Annotated in this window: 23 protein-coding genes; 17 read left to right on the forward strand and 6 right to left on the reverse strand. The window is 62.4% G+C overall.

The window, feature by feature from the left end; translation table 11 throughout:
• Positions 1–281 precede the first annotated feature (281 nt).
• Complete coding sequence (locus GSQ89_RS19655) at positions 282–1,655, forward strand: glycosyltransferase family 9 protein (protein ID WP_158928314.1); 1,374 nt, start codon at positions 282–284, stop codon at positions 1,653–1,655.
• Positions 1,656–1,674: 19 nt separating this feature from the next.
• Here GSQ89_RS19655 and GSQ89_RS19660 read toward each other — a convergent pair whose 3' ends face one another.
• The gene (locus GSQ89_RS19660) at positions 1,675–2,784 is read right to left on the reverse strand and encodes an amidohydrolase family protein (protein WP_158928316.1); all 1,110 of its coding nucleotides are present in this window, start codon (positions 2,782–2,784) and stop codon (positions 1,675–1,677) included.
• A 164-nt stretch (positions 2,785–2,948) separates the two neighbouring features.
• On the opposite strand from GSQ89_RS19660, the gene GSQ89_RS19665 reads away from it, so the two are divergent.
• From GSQ89_RS19665 to GSQ89_RS19715, 11 genes are all read left to right on the forward strand, one after another.
• Positions 2,949–3,425, forward strand: coding sequence for a hypothetical protein (locus GSQ89_RS19665; RefSeq protein WP_158928318.1), 477 nt, complete (start codon positions 2,949–2,951; stop codon positions 3,423–3,425).
• 131 nt (positions 3,426–3,556) lie between these two features.
• On the forward strand, positions 3,557–4,294 hold the full coding sequence (locus tag GSQ89_RS19670) for a GntR family transcriptional regulator (protein WP_158928320.1): 738 nt from the start codon (positions 3,557–3,559) through the stop codon (positions 4,292–4,294).
• Positions 4,287–5,912: an FAD-dependent monooxygenase gene (locus GSQ89_RS19675; protein ID WP_158928322.1), complete on the forward strand. Its 1,626-nt coding sequence runs from the start codon at positions 4,287–4,289 to the stop codon at positions 5,910–5,912. The genes GSQ89_RS19670 and GSQ89_RS19675 overlap by 8 nt, the downstream gene beginning before the upstream one ends.
• The gene (locus tag GSQ89_RS19680) at positions 5,909–6,433 is read left to right on the forward strand and encodes a hypothetical protein (RefSeq protein WP_158928324.1); all 525 of its coding nucleotides are present in this window, start codon (positions 5,909–5,911) and stop codon (positions 6,431–6,433) included. Before GSQ89_RS19675 ends, GSQ89_RS19680 begins: the two co-directional genes overlap by 4 nt.
• A 247-nt stretch (positions 6,434–6,680) precedes the next feature.
• Positions 6,681–7,913, forward strand: coding sequence for a DEAD/DEAH box helicase (locus GSQ89_RS19685; protein WP_158928326.1), 1,233 nt, complete (start codon positions 6,681–6,683; stop codon positions 7,911–7,913).
• Between the two features lie 71 nt (positions 7,914–7,984).
• Positions 7,985–8,449: a YaiI/YqxD family protein gene (locus tag GSQ89_RS19690; RefSeq protein WP_158928328.1), complete on the forward strand. Its 465-nt coding sequence runs from the start codon at positions 7,985–7,987 to the stop codon at positions 8,447–8,449.
• Positions 8,446–9,162, forward strand: a complete 717-nt coding sequence (locus GSQ89_RS19695) for an aspartate/glutamate racemase family protein (protein WP_158928330.1) — start codon at positions 8,446–8,448, stop codon at positions 9,160–9,162. The genes GSQ89_RS19690 and GSQ89_RS19695 overlap by 4 nt, the downstream gene beginning before the upstream one ends.
• A 44-nt stretch (positions 9,163–9,206) precedes the next feature.
• Entirely contained in the window at positions 9,207–9,827 is a 621-nt protein-coding gene (gene queE, locus GSQ89_RS19700; RefSeq protein ID WP_158928736.1) for a 7-carboxy-7-deazaguanine synthase, read from the forward strand.
• Between the two features lie 555 nt (positions 9,828–10,382).
• The gene (locus GSQ89_RS19705; protein WP_158928332.1) at positions 10,383–10,667 is read left to right on the forward strand and encodes a hypothetical protein; all 285 of its coding nucleotides are present in this window, start codon (positions 10,383–10,385) and stop codon (positions 10,665–10,667) included.
• Entirely contained in the window at positions 10,664–10,933 is a 270-nt protein-coding gene (locus tag GSQ89_RS19710; RefSeq protein WP_158928334.1) for a hypothetical protein, read from the forward strand. Before GSQ89_RS19705 ends, GSQ89_RS19710 begins: the two co-directional genes overlap by 4 nt.
• Positions 10,934–11,187: 254 nt before the next feature.
• Positions 11,188–11,922, forward strand: a complete 735-nt coding sequence (locus tag GSQ89_RS19715; RefSeq protein WP_158928336.1) for an ABC transporter substrate-binding protein — start codon at positions 11,188–11,190, stop codon at positions 11,920–11,922.
• Between the two features lie 18 nt (positions 11,923–11,940).
• On the opposite strand, the gene arsB is transcribed toward GSQ89_RS19715, so the two are convergent.
• From arsB to GSQ89_RS19740, 5 genes are all read right to left on the reverse strand, one after another.
• Complete coding sequence (arsB, locus tag GSQ89_RS19720; protein ID WP_158928738.1) at positions 11,941–12,963, reverse strand: ACR3 family arsenite efflux transporter; 1,023 nt, start codon at positions 12,961–12,963, stop codon at positions 11,941–11,943.
• A 38-nt stretch (positions 12,964–13,001) separates the two neighbouring features.
• Positions 13,002–13,550 carry an arsenate reductase ArsC gene (locus GSQ89_RS19725; protein ID WP_158928338.1) on the reverse strand — a complete coding sequence of 183 codons (549 nt, stop codon included), beginning with the start codon at positions 13,548–13,550 and terminating at the stop codon, positions 13,002–13,004.
• Positions 13,523–13,996 (reverse strand): ArsI/CadI family heavy metal resistance metalloenzyme, encoded by a 474-nt coding sequence (locus GSQ89_RS19730; protein WP_158928340.1) that lies wholly within the window; start codon positions 13,994–13,996, stop codon positions 13,523–13,525. The genes GSQ89_RS19725 and GSQ89_RS19730 overlap by 28 nt, the downstream gene beginning before the upstream one ends.
• Positions 13,993–14,349 (reverse strand): helix-turn-helix transcriptional regulator, encoded by a 357-nt coding sequence (locus GSQ89_RS19735; RefSeq protein ID WP_158928342.1) that lies wholly within the window; start codon positions 14,347–14,349, stop codon positions 13,993–13,995. Before GSQ89_RS19735 ends, GSQ89_RS19730 begins: the two co-directional genes overlap by 4 nt.
• A 66-nt stretch (positions 14,350–14,415) precedes the next feature.
• Positions 14,416–14,751 carry a hypothetical protein gene (locus GSQ89_RS19740; protein ID WP_158928344.1) on the reverse strand — a complete coding sequence of 112 codons (336 nt, stop codon included), beginning with the start codon at positions 14,749–14,751 and terminating at the stop codon, positions 14,416–14,418.
• A 178-nt stretch (positions 14,752–14,929) separates the two neighbouring features.
• Between GSQ89_RS19740 and GSQ89_RS19745 the strand changes: the two genes are divergently transcribed.
• From GSQ89_RS19745 to GSQ89_RS19765, 5 genes are all read left to right on the forward strand, one after another.
• The gene (locus GSQ89_RS19745; RefSeq protein WP_216856283.1) at positions 14,930–17,959 is read left to right on the forward strand and encodes a hypothetical protein; all 3,030 of its coding nucleotides are present in this window, start codon (positions 14,930–14,932) and stop codon (positions 17,957–17,959) included.
• A 39-nt stretch (positions 17,960–17,998) separates the two neighbouring features.
• Positions 17,999–18,844, forward strand: a complete 846-nt coding sequence (locus GSQ89_RS19750) for a transporter substrate-binding domain-containing protein (RefSeq protein ID WP_216856284.1) — start codon at positions 17,999–18,001, stop codon at positions 18,842–18,844.
• A 250-nt stretch (positions 18,845–19,094) separates the two neighbouring features.
• A complete protein-coding gene (locus GSQ89_RS19755; RefSeq protein WP_158928345.1) occupies positions 19,095–20,084 on the forward strand; it encodes an ABC transporter ATP-binding protein in 990 nt (329 codons plus the stop codon).
• Positions 20,081–21,094 (forward strand): ABC transporter ATP-binding protein, encoded by a 1,014-nt coding sequence (locus tag GSQ89_RS19760; RefSeq protein WP_158928347.1) that lies wholly within the window; start codon positions 20,081–20,083, stop codon positions 21,092–21,094. Before GSQ89_RS19755 ends, GSQ89_RS19760 begins: the two co-directional genes overlap by 4 nt.
• A 134-nt stretch (positions 21,095–21,228) precedes the next feature.
• Positions 21,229–21,429: a hypothetical protein gene (locus GSQ89_RS19765; RefSeq protein WP_158928349.1), complete on the forward strand. Its 201-nt coding sequence runs from the start codon at positions 21,229–21,231 to the stop codon at positions 21,427–21,429.
• Positions 21,430–21,479 lie beyond the last annotated feature (50 nt).

Below are 21,479 nucleotides of genomic sequence, written 5' to 3' on the forward strand. Positions count from 1 at the left end.
TGCCATCTAAAAATTCGGATAGTAACGAAATCGTGAGCGGCAAACGCCGGCTCCTATTGAAATAGGAAGCAATATTATCGGCATCACGGCAAGACGTCCCGGATAGCGTAAGCGTCTTTCACTCGTAAGTGGTAGCGACATGCGTCATCAATTCACCCGATTTGGGCTACCCCATCATGCAAGTGGGTGTTATGGGAGAGGCGAATCAGGTAACGAAGCGAGGTCATGAAATCTCGTTCGACTCAGTGTTCACGTAATTGTCAGATATAATAAAGGGCTGAATGACTGCTATTTCGCAAACGGCGCAGCGTGCCAAACGTGTTGCCCGGATTTATCGGGACATGCGCGAACAAACCGGTAACCCGTTTTCCGCCCTATATTATGTCGCCCGTCTGATCACGCAAAGGTTGCCCGTTGCTGCCCGCCAGGCCCGCAGCGTTGCGCGACACAAAGCGGACGTCCAAAAAATCATGGACATGAGGACAAAAGCAGGGAATCAAATGCCGTTCCTCGGCATCAAATTCACCGGTGGCCTGGGGGACGCCCTTGTTGTCGCCCGGTTCCTGCGCGACTTGTCCGCCCATGTCGGCGGCTTCGATTTCGACATCTACTGTAGCCAATCAGGACGAGCGCAGTGGGTATTTGGCGCGGTTGAGGGCCTGCGTGATTGTTACGACGATCTTTTGTTCGACTTTACCCTGTCCGACTACGACCTGGCGGCCCGGGTCAATCAATTCGTGACGTTTTACGAAAACTCGGCGCGTTGGACGCACCTCCGTTCACATCCCAAGCTTGTGGAAGCCGCATGCAACGCGATCCGATTTCGTCCGACAATTGAGCCGTTTATTGAGAATCATCCATACATGGATAGCTACCTCGCGCAAAAGGCCGTTTATGCCAATCGCAACCGCGCTGATTTCCTTCATAGCATGGTCGGCATACCCTATGGCGGCGATCGTCTGAATCTGCCGGTGACCGCCGGAATGGCAGAGCGGCATGGCCTGACACCAGGCCGCTACGTCACGATTCACAACGGCTTCGATCCAGATTTCTTCACCGCAAGCGGTCAAGCGACAAAATGTTATCCGCATTTTGGGGCCGTCGTGGCACTGCTGCGGCAGAAACGGCCCGATCTTCGGTTTGTCCAAATCGGCGTCGCGACCAGCCAGCCGCTGGACAACGTCGACCTCAATCTCATCGACCAAACCTCCCTGAAGGAGGCCGCGGGGCTGATTGGCGGTGCACTTTTGCACGTCGACAATGAAGGCGGCCTTGTCCACCTCGCACGCTGTCTTGGCGTGGACAGTTGTGTTGTCTTCGGGCCGACGCCGTCCAATTACTTTGGCTATGCCGGAAACGTGAACATCGACCCGACGTTTTGTGGCGGGTGCTGGTGGAACAATAAAACCTGGATGGACCAATGCCCGCGTGGCTTCCAGACGGCGCGCTGCATGACGGAGCAATCCCCCCAATCCGTCGCGGTCGCAATCGATCGGCATTTGTCTGGGAAAGCCGCATCCCGGCAGGCCATCCAGGACAAGCCCAGGCTGGTACGCCCGATAACCGGCACCGTCTGGTCGGCCGAACAGGCGCTACCGGACCAGGCCGACACGGGCCACAACGCAAAATGGGCAAGCCATGTGACCACCCGTTGAGGCGGCCCCGAAAGCCGGTCTAACCCTGCCCGTACAAGGCCACGGCGTTGTTCAGGAAGAAATCCCGCTTCTTCTGCTCGGGCAGCGGCATGGGCAGCACCTGGGTCGGATCATCGTAATCCCAATGCGGGTAATCGGTCGCGAACAGCAGCCGGTCCCAGCCGATCCAGTCGATGGCGTCCAGCACGTGGGCGCGATTCGCTGGCTCCTCCATCGGCTGGGTCGTCAGCCAGACGTGGTCGTGGATGTATTCGGACGGCAGCCGCTTCAGGTGCGGTGTTTCCACCTTCAGCCGGTTCCGGATCTTGTCTAGCCGCCATGCCAGTGACGGTACCCAGGCGAAACCGGCCTCGATCAGCACCAGGCGCAGATTGGGCACACGCTCGAACACACCCTCGATCACCATGGAGGTCAGGAACGACTGGCTGGACTGCGCGTGGCCGACCATGTCCTCGATATAGTAGGATGGCCAGCCGGCACCGCTGACGGGATACCCGCCGAAGCCGAACGCATGCACGCCGACCGGCAGCCCGGCCGCGGCGGCGGCTTCATATACCTTCCAGTAGCGCTTCTGACCGGGTGGTTCACTTGTGCGGCTCAGCATCAGCACCTGCACGAAATGCGGGTTGGTGGCGTAAAGTTCGATTTCCGCGACTGCCGCCTCGGCATCTTCGTACGGGACGACGATGGAACCCTTCAGCCGCGGCTCCGGCTGCAGCCACTCGTGCAACTGCCATTCGTTCATGGCGTGGCAGACCGCGGCACCAAATTCGCGGTTTTGGTAGCTTTGCCCGTTGTCGCCGGTGGCGTTCAGGATGCCGAGCACGCAGTTATTATTGTCGAGTAGCTGTTCGCGCATGAATGGCAGTGAGCTTCCGGGCCGCCCACCCGCCGGCCACGCATCGCGGCGGGACGCGTTCGGTTGGCCCTTCGGATAGGCTGGCCCCGCCTGATATGCCTGCCGGGGGCGAGACCCGAACATCTGCATATGCTCAATCCAGCGGGCCGAGAGATACGGATGCAGCGCCTTGTCGTTGTTGCGCTGTGGATGGATATCGCAGTCGGCGGTCGCCAGCTTCGACTGATTGGCCGGCTGCGGCAGCGGCCTGGACGTAACCTGGACGTTCATCGCACCATCTCCGTCAAGCGGGCAGCGGTGGCCCGCAACTCGATTTCGTCCATCATGCGCCACATCGGGGAAAATCGCCAGGGCCGCGGCCTTCCCGGGGCATGGTCGTTGCAGAGGCGATGTCGCCGCTTTCGCGAAGGCGATGACGTGGGCAGGATGGACGCATGCCATCGCCCACCGTCGCGACGAGTCGTCGCAAGAAAGCCCCGGAGTCGCCAGAGGGTTCCCGCAAGCGCAAGCGGTCCGTTCCATCCAAGGCGTCTGCCCGCACGCGCCTCGCGACGCGGCGTCTGGGACCGATCGCGGTTATTGCGGCCGGGGTCTTTTTGGTCGCCTACATCCTCGACTGGAACTCTGTCACCGCGCTGATGTGGGCTTGCCTGGACGGCGAGTTTGGCCTGCTCTCGTCAATCGTATCCTTCGGCGTTTTGTTCCTGCTCGTTTTTGCCATTGCCCTTATATGGCAGCGCCCGATGCCTGAGCCGGCCGCCAAAGCTGGCCGGAAGACCCGCCAGACCGTCGCAAAGCCAAAAAAAGCCGTGCCAGCACAACCCGAGGAGGCGATCCCACCCGACGTGCAGCCTGCCGCCGTCGACATCGGCCCAAAAAGCCCGCGCAAACCGAAGGTGACACAGGGCTGACGCCAACGGTGGCGGGAAAGGCCGAAGCGACATCGCTGTGGACCTTGGATCATATATCTTTCTTGCCGTATCTCCATAATCTCGATATTTTTGGGCCACCGAGCGAAGGCATAAGCGTCGGGGCGGAATAGATGGAACGTGAGAGAACGCTGGCCACGTCGATCTATGGCCAACTGCGTCGTGACATCCTGCGCGGCGTGTTCCGGCCTGGAGAGAAACTGCGGATCGAAGCGTTATCCGATCGTTTCAGCGTTGGCGCGACGCCACTGCGGGAAGCACTGAATCGCCTGTCGGCTGAGGACCTGGTGCTGCGTGTCGACCAGCGCGGGTTTCGGGTGGCGCCGGTCAGCCTGGACGATCTCGCGGAACTGACGACAACGCTCTGCTGGATCAGTGAACGCGGGCTGCGGGAGGCGATCAAAAATGGCGACACCGCCTGGGAAGACGGGATCGTCCTCGCCGCATATCATCTGTCCCGGGTGCCGCGTGACGGCGTGGAAGGCTATCGTTCGTTCAATCCGGAATGGGAACAACGCCATCGCGACCTGCATCGGGCAATGCTGCGGGCGTGCGGATCGCGGTGGCTGCTGGATTTCTATGCGCTGCTGGTCGATCGGCACGATCGCTACAAATACCTTGCGGCCGCCGAGGCGATCGAACGCCGCGACACCGCGGCCGAACACCGCGATATCGTCGCGGCAGTTCTGGCCCGCGATGCGGAGCGCGCCGTGATGCTGGCCAACGAACACATCCGCCTGACCGGGGAAATCATCCTGCGGTCCAAAAATCCGCACATGACAGCCGGCACCACGCGCGCGCCCGCCCAATCGTCAGTTCCCATCAGACCGCACCGGAGCCCGCATGCTTGACATCCCCGTTCTTATTGTCGGTGGCGGACCGGTCGGTCTTTCCGCGTCCATTCTTCTGTCACAACACGGGGTGCGTTCCCTGCTCGTCGAGCGCCACCCCGGCACCTCGCTCGTCCCCAAGGCTCGGGGTATCAATGCGCGAACGATGGAGGTTTACCGTCAATGCGGTGTCGAGGCGGCGGTGCGCGCCGCCGGGTTGGCGCCCCAGAGCATCGGCCTGGTGGTCTGGACCGAGAGCCTGGCTGAAAAAGAGATCGAGCGCCGTATTCCCGGGCGGGCCACGCCGAAGAATCAGGCGATGACGCCAGTCCTGAACTGCCTTTGCGCGCAGGATGACCTGGAACCGGTTCTCCGGCGCTTCGCCGAAGCACAGGCACCGGGGCAGCTTCGTTTCAATACGGAGTTGACCGATATCCGGCAGGATGCGGGCGGTGTGGACGCCGTGGTGACCGACAGGCTGACCGGCACCGAAACGCCGGTCCACGCGCAGTACGTCATCGCGGCGGACGGCGCACAGAGCCGTATCCGGCGGATGCTGGATGTGCGGATGATCGGCCGGGAGAACGTCTACGATAGCGTCAACATCCTGTTCAACGCCGATCTGCGGCCGTGGACGGCGCATCGGCCGGCGGCGTTGTATTTCGTCGAACAGCCGGATCTACGGGCCACGTTCCTGACGATCAACGCCCACGATCGCTGGAGTTTTCTGATCCATAGTATCAAACATTACGGTTACACCGCCGGCGACTTCACCCCCGAACGGTGTACGGCGCTGATCCGGCAGGCGGTGGGGATTCCGGATCTACCGGTCACCGTTCTGGGTGTCAGCGCCTGGGAAGCGTCCGCGCATGTTGCCGATCGCTATGGTCACGGCCGCATCTTCCTGGCTGGCGACGCGGCGCACGAGATGCCTCCCACGGGCGGTTTTGGTCTCAACACCGGTGTGCAAGACGTTCACAACCTGGCGTGGAAGTTGGCCGCGGTGCTGCACGGCCAGGCGGATGCTTCGTTGCTGGAAACGTATCATCCGGAACGGCAACCGCTTGGAATAGCGATTACCCAGGCCAGCCTGGAAAACTCCTTGTCCATGGGTCGGACGTCCCGGCAAGAAGCCGCGAAACTGCCACGCGCGGAATTTCTCAGCGAGCAGGGGCTGATTTTCGGAGCGTCCTATGAATCGGCAGCGGTGATTCCCGACGGCACGCCGCTGCCGGATATCGCCGATCCGGTCACACAGTACATGCCATCGGCGCGGCCCGGGTGCCGTGCGCCACATGCCTGGCTGGATCGCAGTGGCGACAGGATCTCGACCATCGATTTGTTTGGACCGCGTTTCGTCCTGTTGACCGGTCCGGCCGGCGGCAATTGGCGCGCCGCGGTTCAGGCACTTTCGACCCCATCGCGGCCGCCCCTGGTTGCGTATATGATCGGCGACGACCTGACGGATCCCGATGGTGTCTGGCAGGCGGTGTACGGAGTCGATGACGGTGGCGCCGTGCTGGTTCGACCCGATGGCCAGGTGGCCTGGCGTTCCCGAGGCGGTTGTGCCGACGCTGGATCGGTCCTTCAATCGGCGTTCGATGCCGTGCTTTGCCGAACCGCGGAGCGAATGCGATGAAGCTGGCCGACGCCCTGGCACAATGGCATGAATTCTACGGGTTGGTCGGCACTGCCTCGGCGACGATGGTCGGTCTGCTGTTTGTCGCCGCGTCGGTCGGCACCGGTGTTTTCAGCGGCGATCGGCGAGCGCCGCTGCGTGTGTTCCTGTCCGCCAGCGTGGTGAATTTCAGCAGCGTCCTGGGAGCGTCCGTGGTGCTTTTGGCGCCGGTGGAAAATTGGCTGGTGCTTGGTGGGCTGGTCACTGGCTGCGGGTTGCTGGGATTGCTGCACGCCTGTCTGGCCTTGCGTGACACCGTGACCGACGGATTGATCGCCAAGATCGACCTGGAGGATACCGTCTGGTATCTGGTCATGCCGATCGTCGGATATCTGCTCGTGGCCGGATCGGGAGCTGCCCTGGCTCTACAACTGGATCAGGGATGCACCGCGCTTGCCGTGTCGACGGGACTGCTGCTGGCCGTCGGCATCCACAATGCCTGGGATATCACCGTGTGGAGCATCACGCGGCGCCGCGAATAATCGAGTCGGTACCAACACGGCAGCCCTGCGTCACCGCAGCGCACAAAAACCTTGCAATCCCGACACCCCTGGCCGATATACCGGCTGTCTTTCCGTGATTGCGTGATTAGCGGGCGGTTTCTCTCGTCCGAAATTCCGGAAATTTCCATCCGAAAACCGTTCGTCCCCATTTAATCGCGCGGGGCGGCGAACTTTCAGGCGCTTGTCGTCCACATAACCGTGGCGGGCGCTGGAGCACACCTACGTCTTGACCCAAACTACTTTTACGGCACTCGGCCTGTCCGAGCCGTTGTTGCGCGCCCTCGAGACACGCAAGTTCGAAACCCCCACCCCGATTCAGGCCGATACCATCCCTGCCCTGCTAGCAGGCAAGGATTTGCTTGGCGTAGCCCAGACCGGCAGCGGCAAGACCGCCGCGTTCACCCTGCCCATCCTGCAGCATCTCGCTGCCCAGCAGATCCGCCCGGCGCCATTCGTGACGCGTGCGGTGATCCTGGCGCCGACCCGCGAACTGGCCCTGCAGATCGACGAAACCGTCCGCGCGCTATCCATTAACCTGCGCCTGCGCACCGTGGTCATCATCGGTGGCGCGTCTCGCTTTAAGCAGGTCGAAGCCATGCGCCGCGGCGCCGACATCGTGATCGGCACCCCCGGCCGCGTGTGCGACCTGATGCAGACCCGCGAACTGCAACTCGGCGCTGTCACCCACTTCGTGCTCGACGAAGCTGATCGGATGCTGGACCTTGGCTTCATCAAGGACATCCGCCGCATCGTCGCCGCGCTGCCACCGCGCCGGCAGTCCTGCTTGTTCTCGGCCACCATGCCGGCCGAGGTCGCCAGTCTGGCGAACAGCCTGCTGCGTGACCCGATCCGGGTGGAAATCGCCCGCAAGGAAGAGACCGCGCCGAAGATCGAGCAGTTCGTCCATCATCTGGCACAGAGCGGCAAGCAGTCACTGCTGCTGTCCATGTTGCAGGATGAGGCCCTGTCGCGGGTGATCGTCTTCACCCGCACCAAGCATGGCGCCAACAAGGTCGCCAGCGTGCTGGAGAATGCCGGCATCCAGGTCAATGCCATCCACGGCAACAAAAGCCAGCCGCAACGTGAAAAGGCCCTGCGGGACTTCCGCTCCGGCCGCGCGCGCGTTCTGGTCGCCACCGACATCGCGGCGCGCGGGATCGATGTGACGGGGATTTCCCATGTCATCAACTTCGATCTGCCCGTCGAGGCGGAAAGCTATGTCCACCGTATCGGCCGCACCGCGCGGGCCGGCGCCGCGGGTATCGCGATCTCCTTCTGCGATCCGTCGGAGCGGGCCGTGCTGCGGCAGATCGAGCGGCAGATGAACTACTCCATCACCGTGGTCGGTGACGCCCCGCCGCCGATGTCGCAACAGCCGAAGCGCCCCAGCGCGCCCGGCCAGGCGCAGCGCCGGCGCTACAACGATCGCGGCAACCGGGGCATGCGCTCCGCCGCGTAACCCTCCTACCGTCATGGCGGGCGCATGCCCGCCATCCACGCCTTTGCTCGTCTCAATATGGCGGAGCTTGAGTGACCACCCTCTACATCGACGGCGACGCCTGCCCGGTCCGCGACGAAGTCTATCGCGTCGCGGACCGTCTGGGCTTGCCCGTTTTCGTCGTGGCCAATGGGTCTCGCCCAATTCGTCCCACCGGGCGGCCGAACGTGACCATGATCACTGTCGAGGCAGGCGCCGACATCGCCGACGACTGGATCGCCGAACGGGTGACCAGGGCGGACGTGTGCATCACCAGTGACATTCCCCTGGCGTCCCGCTGCCTGGCCAAAGGCGCCCGAGCGGTGGCGTCCAACGGCAAGGTGTGGACGCCGGACAATATCGGCAGCGCACTGGCCGGCCGCGAGATCGGCCGCCATCTGCGGGAGATGGGGCTGAACACGGGCGGCCCAGCGCCGCTGACGAAACAGGACCGCTCGCACTTCCTCAGCGCATTGGATACCCTGGTGCGGGCGGCGCAGCGGGAGCGGATCGCATGACGGACAGGGTTCTTGGCGTATTGGGCGGCATGGGTCCGCTGGCAAGCGCGCAGTTCATGCTGCGGCTGACGCTGCTGACGCCCGCTGCCCGCGATCAGGATCATATCCCGGCCGTGCTATGGTCCGATCCCCGCGTGCCGGACCGCGGTGCCGCTCGCTTGGGTACCGGACCCAGTCCGCTGCCCTGGCTGATGCGCGGCATCAACGGCCTGCGCGCCGCCGGTTGTGGTACCATCGCCATCCCCTGCAACACCGCGCATGGCTGGTTCGAGCCGATGGTCCGGGACGCCGGCGTGCCGATCCTGCACATCGTCGATGCCGCGGCGACCGACCTGCGGCGCATCGGGATCGCGGGTGGTACCATCGGCCTGATGGGTACCGCCGCGACTCTGGCGATGAAGCTTTACCAGGATCGGTTGAACGCACAGGGATGGGATATAATCGAACCTGAGCCCCAACAGATGGAACGCCTCGTTACGCCGGCGATTGCGTCGGTGAAGGCAAATCGTGTGGCCGAGGCTTACCTGCCGCTTGCCGAGGTGGTGAACAGTCTCGCATCCCGCGGCGCGTTGGCGGTGGTGCTGGGCTGCACGGAGATCCCACTCGGTATCCAGGCCGGGCCGGCCGATGGATTGCGTGTCCCGGTCGTGGATACGATCGACGCGCTGGCTCGCGCCGCGATTGCCTGGGCTCGGCCGGGAACTGTCGGCTAAGGACGTCATATCTGCCTGATTGGTGAAAAAAGCGGGAGTTGGTGCTGAGTTACGCTGTCAAGGAACTGTTCCTCACGGTGCAGGGCGAGGGTGCCAATATCGGGCGCGTCGCCGTCTTTATCCGCTTCGCCGGCTGCAATCTTTGGTCCGGGCGTGAGCAGGATCGCGCGAAGGCGGTTTGCCAATTCTGCGACACTGATTTCGTCGGGGGGGAGCGCTTCGCCTCGGCCGAGATATTGGCTGACGCCGCGGTGACGGCATGGCAGGCCAAGACGCCGGGTGGCCGCATGGTGGTCCTGACCGGTGGGGAGCCGCTTCTGCAGGTGGATGCGGCTTTGATCACGGCACTGAAGCAACGTGAGTTCACCGTCGCGATAGAAACGAATGGGACGCAACCGATCCCGGCACCGATCGATTGGGTGTGCGTCAGCCCGAAGGCGGGCGCACCATTGGTGCTTGATCAGGCGAACGAATTGAAGCTGGTCTATCCACAGGTTGGTGCGGCGCCGGAGCAATTCGTGGACTTTCCTGCCGGCTATCACTGGCTGTCGCCGATGGATGGCCCCGATCGCGGCGCCAACACCGAGGCCGCTGCCGCTTATTGTTTGGCCCATCCACGATGGCGACTGGCGATCCAGGCACATAAGAGCTGGGGACTGCCGTAAGGCCCACCGTTACCAGGTCATAAAGTGTTTCAAGTGCGCGGAGTCGTGGCGGTCGTTCGCGTGATTCGTATCGGTGAAGTGGTTGCAGGACGTAAATTGCGAACTTCATCTCGGCACTTCGGCCGACCGCCGTCGCGCTTGGCTGCACCAAGCTTTCGCTGGGCATCCAAGCGTGATGGGTTGCGGTTCCGGCCTGGGCACGGCCGCGTGTCGGCTGATTTCCACGCCTGTCGCGGCTAGTTTTTTTGTTATGATTCGGCACCTTGCACGACCTGAAATATATATAGCGTTTCCGTAATGTGTGGCAGATTGTCGACTATTACTGTAGGTCGACGGCTACTCGGGTATCTCGTCAGCCGGGTGTGGCGGTTCGCCGTCGTTGCCAGCCATGAGCCGGCCGAGTGCCGCCAAGGCCACCCGCTCAGCGAAGCCTCACGCTCGCTTTTCTTGAACAGGCGCACGCCAGAAAAGCAGCGATAACTGCGATCCCACCCACGCGGCCGTCATCGATATCCGCAGGCCGCGGCCCTAAGGGCTCGCCGGGGAATAAGCGAATTGTCTGGCGAACGCCGCCGGCCTCTCATCGTCATGGCAGGCGAAGGCCCGCCATCCACGCCTTGCTGTGTAGGTCTCGGAAAAGGCGTGGATGGCAGGCCTACGCCTGCCATGACGGGACTGGGCGACAGTGCCAACATCGAAGCGTTTGTTTATGCACGAAGCCTAAGGCTGGCCTTCACCAAAATTCGTACCGAATCACAAAATATCGACCCTCCTGAAACCAATTTGAAACCGACCGTGGGCGTCAATCACTGCCTCGTACATCATCGGGCAACATCATGATCAATCTCTTTCAGTCCGCCGCGAATCCCGAGGTGTTCGGCTTCACCCGGGACGCCACCGGCCAGAATCTGCCTGAAAAATTCGCACCTTGGCGGAAGTCCGATCGGGGCGGATCGCTCTATCTCGGCATCGGTGAATCCTCGGCGCAGCTTGGTCCCGCCGATCCGGTCGTTCGCGCCGTCCAGACCCAAGGCTTTTATTTGGTGGGGACGCAATCCCGAGGGCCGATGGACCGATGGAAGCGGCAATGGCGCAACGCCGGGTGAACCCGATCCGGTCCGGATGGTTTTATGCGGGCGCTTTGATTTGCGCGAGCTGACGTTGCGATTTCGTGCGGTTAGGTGGCCATCCAACGCTTCGTTTCGTTGCATGGCCGCTACGGTAATCGATGATCTTGGGCATCGCCTTGGCGTCCTCTGGTTAATCGGCGGAATATCCCGATCGTGACAGATTTCCTTACGGATCAGTCAGGAGTTGGTGGTAAGAGATCACGCCTGAGGCTGAACCAGGAGATCGAACGATGGAAGACGCGGCTTCGGTCACAACCCTTTTCCCCGGCCAGTTGACGGTTTGCACGTACGGGGGGTTCGCTCCGGTCTGCTACAAGAACCCAGCCGGCCAGCTTATCGGCCTGGACGTCTCGTTCCTGACCCGATTCGCCGAGAGCCTGGGCCTGGCGATCGTGACGATTGAAAAACCGTTCAAGGATATCTGGACATGGCCGGGTGAGGACGAGTGCGACATCGCCGGGGCAGGCGTCATGCAACGGGATGACCGGCCGACAGGTCCGTGCGCGTCCTGGAGCGACGCCTATTTTCAGGTCAACAGATCACTGCTGGTCAGGGCCGGGGATAAATCGGCATTCGATGACTATGAACATCTGGTTGGGAAAAAGATCGTCGTGACCGGTAAATCGACCGCCGATATCGACGCGCAAAAACGCTATCCCCACTGCAGGCTCCTGTACGTCGACATCGTCGCCGAGGACCATCCGGATGCTCAGGAGTACATCGTCAAGACGCTTCTGGCGAAGCATGATGCCGACGCCTTCGGGGAAGGCGACGTCAGCAACCAGTACCTCGCCAACAAATACGGCAAGGACATCCCGGGTGGGCTGGCCCTGGCGGACGTCCATGCGATCGACGGTCTAACGGAGACGTTCAACTTCATCGTGCGCAACGCCAGTTCCGGGATGCTCGGCCGGCTGAATACTTTCATCGCCAAGAACAAAGGGTGCTACGCAGCCAAGTCGTAAGAACCGGACGAAGTCCCGTTATCCGCGCTCATACCAGCCGCGGCTTGCCTTGACGATCCGCACCACGGTCAGCATGACCGGCACTTCGACCAGCACGCCGACGACCGTTGCCAGGGCCGCGCCCGACTGAAAACCGAACAGTGCGATCGCCGTCGCCACGGCCAGTTCGAAGAAATTGCTGGCCCCGATCAGGGCGGAAGGCCCGGCGACGCACCACTCGACTCCCAGCGTCCGGTTCAGCCAGTAGGCAAGACCGGCATTGAAGTAGACCTGAATCAGGATCGGCGCCGCCAGCAGCGCGATCACGATCGGCTGGCGCATGATCTGTTCGCCTTGCAAACCGAACAGCAGCACCAGCGTCAGAAGCAGAGCCGACAGCGACAACGGCCCCAGGGTGCGCAAGGTACGCCCGAGCGCCACTTGTCCGCCGTTTGTCAGCAAGCCTCGCCGCCAAAGCTGTGCGACGATCACCGGCACGACAATGTACAGCACCACGGACAGAATCAGCGTATCCCATGGCACCGTGATCGAGGACAGGCCGAGCAGCAGCGCCACCAGCGGTGCGAAGGCAACGACCATGATGGTGTCGTTGAGCGCGACCTGCGACAGGGTGAAATGCGGCTCGCCATCCACCAGATTTGACCAGACGAACACCATGGCGGTGCAAGGGGCCGCGGCCAGCAAGATCAATCCCGCGATATAGCCATCGATCTGGCCGGCGGGCAGCAGCGGCCGGAACAGATGGTCGATGAACAGCCAGCCTAGCAGCGCCATGGAGAATGGTTTGACCAGCCAGTTGACGCCGACCGTCGTTGCAATCCCGCGCCAATGGTCTCGCACCTGCCCCAGCGCGGCCAGATCGATCTTCAGCAGCATCGGAACGATCATCAGCCAGACCAGCACGGCGATCGGCAGGTTGACCTGCGCCACCGTTGCTGCGCCGAGCACATGAAACACACCCGGTATGGCCTGCCCGAGGGCGATGCCGACAACGATGCACAGCGCGACCCAGATCGTCAGGTAGCGCTCGAACGTTCCCATGGAAGCCGCCTTGTTCGGCGCGAGGGTGACGGCGTCGCTCATGATGCGTATTCCTCGGGCGAGTCGGGGCGCATGCGGCCGATTGCTTCGACCTGACGCGTCAGCGACATGCGATCCAGGGAAGCAACGGGAAGTGCGATAAAAGCCCTGAGCCGGTTTTCCAGGGCGCGGAACGTGTCGCGGAATGCTTGCCACTGTTCGACCTCGGAGGTCTCGACAGCGGCCGGATCGGGCATACCCCAATGCGCGGTGATCGGTTGGTTCGGCCAAACCGGGCAGGTTTCACCCGCCGCCTGGTCGCAGACGGTGAACACGAAATCCATCACCGGCGCGTCGGGCGTGGCGAATTCGTTCCAACTTTTGCTGCGCAGCCCTTCGGTCGGCAGTTCGAGCGAACGCAACAGCGCCAGGGCGTGGGGATGCACCGCGCCCTTGGGGAAGCTGCCCGCGCTGAAACCCTGGAAGCGCCCTTGTCCCCAATGGTTCAGCAGGGACTCGGCCAGGATGCTGCGAGCTGAATTGCCGGTGCAAAGAAACAGCACATTGAACGGCAGGCGGGTCACGCCGGCGCCCCCTGGCCGCAACATGGGGTTTCCGCGGCCAGCGCCGGCGCACAGCAAGCCCCGGCTGCCAACCGGATCGGACCCAGATCGACGCTATCGCCATAGACCGTGCTTTCGCCGGAGGTCAGGAAGGTTTCCCACGACACACCTTGCGGATCGGCGATCCATGATTTTTCCGACTGCGCGTAACAGCAGACTGTTGCGCCTTCTTCCAGCACGGGCCGGTCGGCTTGTCGCAGCCGCCCATAAACCTCCTGCAGTTCCTCGGGTGTTTCGGCCTGAATGCCTAGATGATCGACACCGATCTGACTGCCGCGGGTCGAGATGGCGAAATTCACGCGCGGATCGTCCAGCATCCACTTCGCATAGTCGGGTTTGACGACGGTCGGTTCGGCCGCGAACAGTGCGCTATAAAACCGTGTGGATTGCGCGATATCCTCGACGGATACGTGGACATGCAGGCGCTTCATTGGACAGGTCCTTTTTTGATGTTGATCAGGGCGGAGCCATCGCAGACACCGATGCCGCACGCCGAGGCATCACCCTGGCAGCAATTCTCCGTCAGGTAGGCCAGCAAGCCGTTCATCGCGGCATATTCGGCGACATAGATCAGCGACCGCCCCTCGCGCCGGAATGTGACAAGGCCGGCATGGCGAAGTTGGTTCAAGTGAAACGACAGGGTTGCCGATGGCAGATCCAGCCGCTCGCCGATTTGGCCGGCGGGCATTCCATCGGTGCCGGCCTGCACCAGCAGCCGGAACACATCGAGCCGCGTGCCTTGAGCGAGTGCCGCGAGGGCGGCTATGGCGTCTAGTTTTTCCATATTTCCAATATCGTGGAAATATGGAAATCTGTCAAGGTGAATACACCAGGCACGCCGATGCGGGATTTACCGATGCCACAGGGTGATCACGAGACCCCCAGCAACGATCAGCGCTCCGCCGGCAATGATCGGCAAGTCAGGCCGGATGCCGAAGAAAGCCAGATTGATGACCTGGGCGAAGAGAAAGAACAGCGTCACGTAGACGCCTAACAACCTGCCAAAATCCCAGGGTGGCGCGTTGACGGCCAAGCCGTAGGCAAACAGCGTCGCGGCGCCGGCCATGAACAACCCAGCACGTGCAAAAGGACCAGGATTATGAAGACCCACCCGGACCAGCGCATCCCCTCCGGCTTCAAGCACCGCGGCCAAAGACAGCAACAGATAAGCGGTCGTGAGAGACATCGCGGCACCCCGATAGAACACCACGATATCAACCCAGGTCCGCGTGCTCGCCAACCACCCGCAACCCGGACGGGACAAACTCATTTCCCACTCGACCTTCACGCGAACCCAATGATACGCTCCCAACAAACGACCGCCCGGTTTCACCATCGGACAGGCCGCAAGGGAGACGCACCCAATGCTCCAACGCCTTCGTCCCAGCCGCCTCGCGGCGCTCGCGCTGATCCTTCTGGTGATCGGCACCACCGCCAGCGCCTCCGAACTCTGTCCGGATGAGCAGGCGACCGAACAGCTTCCCCCCGCGGACCCATCCTATTGCGCCGACCTGGACCCTATCGTCCGCAAGCCCAGTGCCCTGCCGCTCGATCAATACGAGCGCAAACTCAACAAATTCATCAGCCATTTCTGCCACCGCCGCCTGAATGCCGGCTGGAAGATGGACAAGACCGTCCGCGACGCCGGACCGTTCGTCGCGACCCTGGCAAACGGCAAATGGACCGGCAATGAGCAAGCCACGCACATGCCGGTGCTGATCTGGTACTCCCCGGAAATGATCGTCTGGCTGAAAAAATACCGTCCTGCCGAGGGTACGGCCACGCCGCCCGACAAGACTCCGCCCATTCCCAACGGCGCCATCATGATCAAGGAGATGTACAACTCCACGCCGGCCGCGGCCTGCCGGGTGCCCGATCTGCTGAAATTGAAACCGGTGGAACAGGGTGCCGCGATCATGATCCGAGACAACGCCGCGTCCAAGGACGGCTGGTACTGGGGCTGGTACGGCTGGCCCCACGTCAACAGCGGATGGCACGTCGACTATCCGCCGCAAGGCTTCGGCCTGCCGTTCCAGGGTTTCGGTCAATATTGCCTCAACTGCCATGCCTCGGCCCGCGACAACCAGACTTTTGCGAGTCTGAGCAACATCAAGGGCGAACCCGGCACTTATCTGAGCTTCCTGTCTCAAGGATTCTACCAGGCGCAAAATTTTGGGAACCAGCCGCTGCCCAAGGGACCTGGGCCACAAATGGCAGTGGCCTCGCAGGACCTCAAAATATTGGAGGAATCACGCGTTCCGACGTCAACGAAACTGCTGACGCTGCAGCCCAGCAACCCGGATTTCCTGGCGGCGTTGCACCTGGCCCACCTGCCGGCGATCGGTCATGACCAGGCGGTCAACACCTTCAAAATGCCGTCGGCGACGTACGACAACGTGTTCGTCCCCGGCCACGGGCCGCCCCAGTCGCACGCCTTCGTCACCTCCGACCAGTGCGTCGGCTGCCACAGCGCCGGCGGCACCGGCCTACAGTTCGAGATGACCGCCCCGGTCCCCGGCACGGCGGTTGTTGACAATTTCTCGCCCTACGGGACCTGGCGCACCAGCCCGATGGGCCTCGCCGGCCGGGATCCGATCTTCTTCACCCAGCTTGCCAGCGAAACCCAGACCTTCCACCCGCCTTCGTTGTCTCCCACAGTGCAGAACACCTGCCTTGGCTGCCACGGCATCGAGGGAGAGCGTCAGTTCAACATCGACACAGCGAAACCCGGCGCCGCCTGTCCCGACTTCCTGCGCGACATGGTCGACGCGATCCCCTATCCCGTCCCCACATTGCAATCGCATTTCGGCGCCCTGGCCCGCGACGGCATCTCCTGCGAAGCCTGTCACCACATGGTTCTGGGCAAGGCCGATACCGCCAAGTTCGCCAACCAGCCGCAGAACCGCTGCGTGGAGCAACGCCAGCAATTCCTCAACCCCGACAACAAGGATTTCGCCCGCACCTTCACCGGCAGCTTCTTCATCGGCTCTCCCGACACGCTGTTCGGCCCGTTCGACGACCCCAAGCAGACTCCGATGAACCACGCCCTGGGCATCGTTCCAGAGCATAGCCAGACCATCACCTCGTCCGAGGTCTGCGGCACCTGCCATACCGTGCATCTGCCGGTGTTCAGCGGCACACAGACCGTCGGCTACAGCTACGAGCAGACCACCTATCCGGAATGGGCGTTCAGCGCCTACCGCACCGGCACCTCACCCGACGGCAAGCTGCCGTTCGGTGCCGGCGAACTCGCCGAATCATGCCAGGGTTGCCACATGCCCAGCGCCGACTCCTCGAAAACACCCTTCCGCAGCAAGATCGCCGGCATCCAGGAGCACGACAATTTTCCCCAGGTCGAAAATGGCCTGCCCGGGACCGACATCGACCTTCAGGTCCGCTCCGGCTTCGCCAAGCACCTGCTGGTCGGCCTGAACGTGTTCTTCATCGAAATGGCCAAGCAGTTTAATCCTGTGCTGGGCATCCCGACGACAGATCCGATGCTGGGCAGCAAGGGTGTTGGACCGCTTGATCTGACGGAACAGACGATGCTCGATCAGGCGTCCAATACCTCGGCGACGATCTCGGTCGGCGACCTGTCGATGGATGCCACGGAGTTGCGGGCCAACGTTACCGTCACCAACAAGACCGGCCACAAATTCCCGTCCGGCGTCGGCTTCAGACGAGCCTTCGTCGACTTCGTGGTGTTGGATGCCAAGGGCAATGTGGTGTGGGAATCGGGCCGTACCAATGCCGCGGGTGTGCTGACCGATCCGAAGGGCCAGCCGATCGCAGGCGAGCTTTGGTGGAAGGACGATTGTTCCGATCAGATCAACAGTCCTGGGCATAATCCGCACCAGCCGCATTACCGGGTGATCTCGCAACAGGATCAGGTGCAGATCTTCCAGGAACTAGTGACCACGCCGCCGCCGAACGGGCCGGCGAATTGTGGGCGCCACAGCGATCCGTCGGGGCAATTGACCACCAGCTTCCTGTCGATCTGCGGCACGCTGAAGGACAACCGGTTGCTGCCCCAGGGCTTCCTGCCGCTCGACCAGCGCATCCAGATCAGCCACGCTCTGGGCGCTGGGCCTGACATGGCGGAGGATGCGGGCGCGGTCGGCACCGGTGACGACCCGGCCTACAAGACCGGTGGCGGCGACACGTTCGCCTACCACGTGCCGTTGACCGGCCTGTCGGCGCCGCCGGCCAAGGTCTCGGCGACGCTGTATTATCAGGCGATCCCGCCGTTCTTCCTGCAGGACCGGTTCTGCACCGCCAAGGGCACCGACGTCGACCGGCTGCGCTTCGTCACCAGCCAGTTGAAGCTGAGCGATACTCGTGCGGCGGATTGGAAGCTGAACATGGTCAGTTCGGGACAGGTTGCCGTGCAGTAGGCTTTTGAGCGAAGGTCCGGGGTCCTTCGCGAGGCCCCGGTGACTGTGTTACCAGTGATCATGATGCGCCGACGCCATTTCGCCTATGCCGCCGCCGCACTCGCGGTCGCACCGGAAGCCCGCGCCGACTCGACAACCGAATCGACATTTGATCGCATCCGCCGCACCCGCGTCCTGCGCGTCGGCGCCGTGGACGGCCAAGCCCCGTATTGCGTGCGGGATCTGGCCAGCGGCGAATGGCGCGGCTTCATTCCGGCCTTCGGCCGCGACCTCGCCGAGGCGCTCGACGCCAAGACTGAGTTTGTCGACTCAAACTGGGGCAACGCCGTGCTCGATCTGCAAGCCAGCAAGGTCGACATTTTCTTCGGCCTCAACCCGACGCCGCAACGTGCTTTGGCGATCGACTTCACCCATCCCCTCTTCAACAACCTCTTCACCCTGATCGCTCGTCCCGATTTCCGCCCCGCGACATGGGACGCACTGAACGATCCATCCATCCGCATCGCGCTGGAAATCGGCACGTCCTACGATCAGGTGATTTCGGAAACCTGCCCGCGCGCGACCTTCCTGCGCCTGAAAAGCAACAACGATGCCACGCTGGCAGTGCAGGCCGGCAAGGCCGACTGCCAGGTGCTGGTGGCGTTGCTGGCGCTGTCGGTGCTGAAGCGCAACCCGGCCATCGGCACGCTGGTGGTACCGAAACCGCTCTTCACCGCCACCACCAACGCCGGCTTGCGCCGTGAACCAGACAAGACCTGGCGCGATTTCGTCGACAACTGGATCGACTGGAACCGCAGCCTGGGACGCATGCGGCGGATGGTGATCGACAGCCTAAGCCTAGTGGGAATCACCGAAGCCGACATCCCGCCGGAGATCAATTTCTGACGTTATGATGACTACGAAACAGTCGGCATGCGCATCGGAATGACATAAGTCAAGCAATGCACCGTGTTCACGCGCGTCTTCTATCCCACTGATCAGACATACATTCTCTACCACCGCCGCTTATGCGCGACCGCGCCGCCACGATGGTCCAGGCATCGGAATGATGATTGACACCACGTTCCGCACCCCGATAAGGAACGCTCACAAAAATAAAATCAAGACGTCACAGGGAATATCCGGGAGCGTTGTTTTGCCGCCATTGCTGTCCATCCGGAATCTGCACACCGAATTTCGTACCGGGCGCGGAGTCGTGCGTGCCGTCGGCGGCATAAGCTACACCGTGGAGGCGGGTGAGACCGTCGCCATCGTCGGCGAAAGCGGCTCCGGCAAATCCGTCAGTGCCATGTCGATCCTGCGGCTGATCCCCGATCCGCCCGGACGAATCGCTAACGGCGAAATCATGTTCGACGGCCGCGATCTCCTGATATTGCCTGAAGAGGCCATGCGAAAACTGCGCGGTGGCGAAATCGGCATGATTTTTCAGGAGCCGATGACGTCGCTGAACCCGGTGCTGACGATCGGGCGGCAGATCACTGAAACGCTGGAACAACATCGCGGCGCCACCCCAGCCGCCGCCCATCAGCGTGCCCGCGACCTGCTCGGTATGGTCGGAATCGCCGATCCCGATCGCCGGTTGAAACAATATCCGCATCAACTGTCGGGCGGCATGCGTCAGCGCATCATGATTGCCATCGCCCTGACCTGCGATCCGAAACTGATCATCGCCGATGAACCGACCACCGCGCTGGACGTGACGATCCAGGCACAAATCCTGGAACTTATGAAAGACCTGACGCAGCGCCTGAACATCGCGCTGGTGATCATCACCCACAACCTTGGCGTGGTGGCCCGCTATGCCAATCGGGTGAATGTCATGTATGCAGGCCGCATCGTCGAATCCGGGTCCGCCGCGGCGATCTACCACGATCCCCGCCACCCCTACACCATCGCGCTGCTGCGGTCGGTGCCGCGGCTGGATCGTCCACGCCAGGACCGGCTGGACCCGGTCGAGGGCCAACCGCCCGACCTTACCCGGCTAGATGCCGGCTGCGCCTTCCGCCCCCGCTGCCGTTTCGCCGTCGCCGCTTGCGCGGAGTCATCGCCCGCCCTGACCGCGATCGGCGAATCCGGCCACGCCGCCGCCTGCTTCCGGGCCGCCGATATCGCCAGGGCCGCATGAGCACCTCGGTCACCCAACTCACCACCAGCCCCTTGCTGAAAGTCAAAGGGCTGCACATGCATTTTCCGATTTCCGAGGGCGTTCTGCTTCAGCGTTCCGTCGGCCAGGTGAAGGCTGTGGACGGCGTCGATTTCACCGTCCAGCGCGGCGAAACCCTGGGCCTGGTCGGCGAAAGCGGCTGCGGCAAAACCACCACCGGCCGCTGCATCCTGCGGCTGGAAAAGCCAACCGCCGGCGAAATCATCTACGACGGTGTCGATCTGGCTGGATTGGCGCGCAGGGACATGCAGGCTATGCGCCGCCGCATCCAGGTGATCTTCCAGGACCCGTACAGTTCACTCAATCCACGCATGAAGGTCGGCGCCATCATCGAGGAGCCGATGAAAGTGCACGGCACCGAACCCAACGCCGCAAGGCGCCGGGAGCGGGCGCGCGAACTGCTCTCGGTCTGCGGCCTGGCCGCGGAGTTCGCCGACCGTTATCCGCATGAAATGTCCGGCGGCCAGCGCCAGCGGGTCGGCATCGCTCGTGCGCTGGCTCTGAACCCCGAATTCATCGTGTGCGACGAGCCTGTCTCCGCGCTGGATGTGTCTATCCAGGCGCAGGTGGTCAACCTGCTGGAAGACCTGCGGGAAAAATTCGGGCTGACCTATTTGTTCATCGCCCATGACCTGTCCGTGGTGCGGCATCTGTGCCAGCGCGTCGCAGTGATGTATCTGGGCCGTATCGTGGAGATGACCGACAGCGACACGCTGTTCGACGCGCCACTGCATCCGTATACACAAGCCCTGCTGGCGGCGGTCCCCGTGCCCGACCCGTTGGTGGAGCAGACCCGGGTGTTCCGCCCGGTGCAGGGCGAGGTGCCCAGCCCGATCAACCCGCCATCCGGTTGCGTCTTTCATCCTCGCTGTCCGATGGCCGTCGAAAGCTGCAAGCACACACGGCCCGAACCGCGTGAGGTGCGGCCAGGCCACATCGTCGCCTGCAGTCAGATCAACGTCCAACAATAATAAAACAAGGACTCGGAAACGCCGATGACCGCCCGATCAACCCTCTTGCCCACTCTTGGCCTGACCGCGGTTCTCGGTCTGTCGCTGATACTCGTCCCCGGTCCCGCGTCGGAGACATCGATCTCTACCAGACCGTGCTGCACGAAACCAATCCGGTGAAGCAGCGCACGCGGAGGCGCGAATTCGAGGCCTATGTGCAGGACGCCCAGGCACACATGTTCATGATGCCGTGGTGGGAACGGATCGTACCCATGCGATCCTATGTCAAAGGCTGGAAAATCAGTCCAATCCATTATGTAAACCAGGATCTGGCGACGATCTGGCTCGATAAATAACGCCGAAGCTCGCCAGCGTCAGGATCCCGCGCGAAGCTGTAAGGGCAAAA

This window comes from Acidisphaera sp. S103, from assembly GCF_009765975.1.
Lineage (GTDB): Bacteria > Pseudomonadota > Alphaproteobacteria > Acetobacterales > Acetobacteraceae > Rhodopila.

Bases quoted from the DNA above. Each gene is read 5' to 3' on its own strand.
- GSQ89_RS19655 (WP_158928314.1), top strand. From the start codon at position 282: ATGACTGCTATTTCGCAAACGGCGCAGCGTGCCAAACGTGTTGCCCGG.
- GSQ89_RS19660 (WP_158928316.1), bottom strand. From the start codon at position 2,784: ATGAACGTCCAGGTTACGTCCAGGCCGCTGCCGCAGCCGGCCAATCAG.
- GSQ89_RS19665 (WP_158928318.1), top strand. From the start codon at position 2,949: ATGCCATCGCCCACCGTCGCGACGAGTCGTCGCAAGAAAGCCCCGGAG.
- GSQ89_RS19670 (WP_158928320.1), top strand. From the start codon at position 3,557: ATGGAACGTGAGAGAACGCTGGCCACGTCGATCTATGGCCAACTGCGT.
- GSQ89_RS19675 (WP_158928322.1), top strand. From the start codon at position 4,287: ATGCTTGACATCCCCGTTCTTATTGTCGGTGGCGGACCGGTCGGTCTT.
- GSQ89_RS19680 (WP_158928324.1), top strand. From the start codon at position 5,909: ATGAAGCTGGCCGACGCCCTGGCACAATGGCATGAATTCTACGGGTTG.
- GSQ89_RS19695 (WP_158928330.1), top strand. From the start codon at position 8,446: ATGACGGACAGGGTTCTTGGCGTATTGGGCGGCATGGGTCCGCTGGCA.
- GSQ89_RS19710 (WP_158928334.1), top strand. From the start codon at position 10,664: ATGATCAATCTCTTTCAGTCCGCCGCGAATCCCGAGGTGTTCGGCTTC.
- GSQ89_RS19715 (WP_158928336.1), top strand. From the start codon at position 11,188: ATGGAAGACGCGGCTTCGGTCACAACCCTTTTCCCCGGCCAGTTGACG.
- arsB (WP_158928738.1), bottom strand. From the start codon at position 12,963: ATGGGAACGTTCGAGCGCTACCTGACGATCTGGGTCGCGCTGTGCATC.
- GSQ89_RS19725 (WP_158928338.1), bottom strand. From the start codon at position 13,550: ATGTTGCGGCCAGGGGGCGCCGGCGTGACCCGCCTGCCGTTCAATGTG.
- GSQ89_RS19730 (WP_158928340.1), bottom strand. From the start codon at position 13,996: ATGAAGCGCCTGCATGTCCACGTATCCGTCGAGGATATCGCGCAATCC.
- GSQ89_RS19735 (WP_158928342.1), bottom strand. From the start codon at position 14,349: ATGGAAAAACTAGACGCCATAGCCGCCCTCGCGGCACTCGCTCAAGGC.
- GSQ89_RS19740 (WP_158928344.1), bottom strand. From the start codon at position 14,751: ATGTCTCTCACGACCGCTTATCTGTTGCTGTCTTTGGCCGCGGTGCTT.
- GSQ89_RS19745 (WP_216856283.1), top strand. From the start codon at position 14,930: ATGCTCCAACGCCTTCGTCCCAGCCGCCTCGCGGCGCTCGCGCTGATC.
- GSQ89_RS19760 (WP_158928347.1), top strand. From the start codon at position 20,081: ATGAGCACCTCGGTCACCCAACTCACCACCAGCCCCTTGCTGAAAGTC.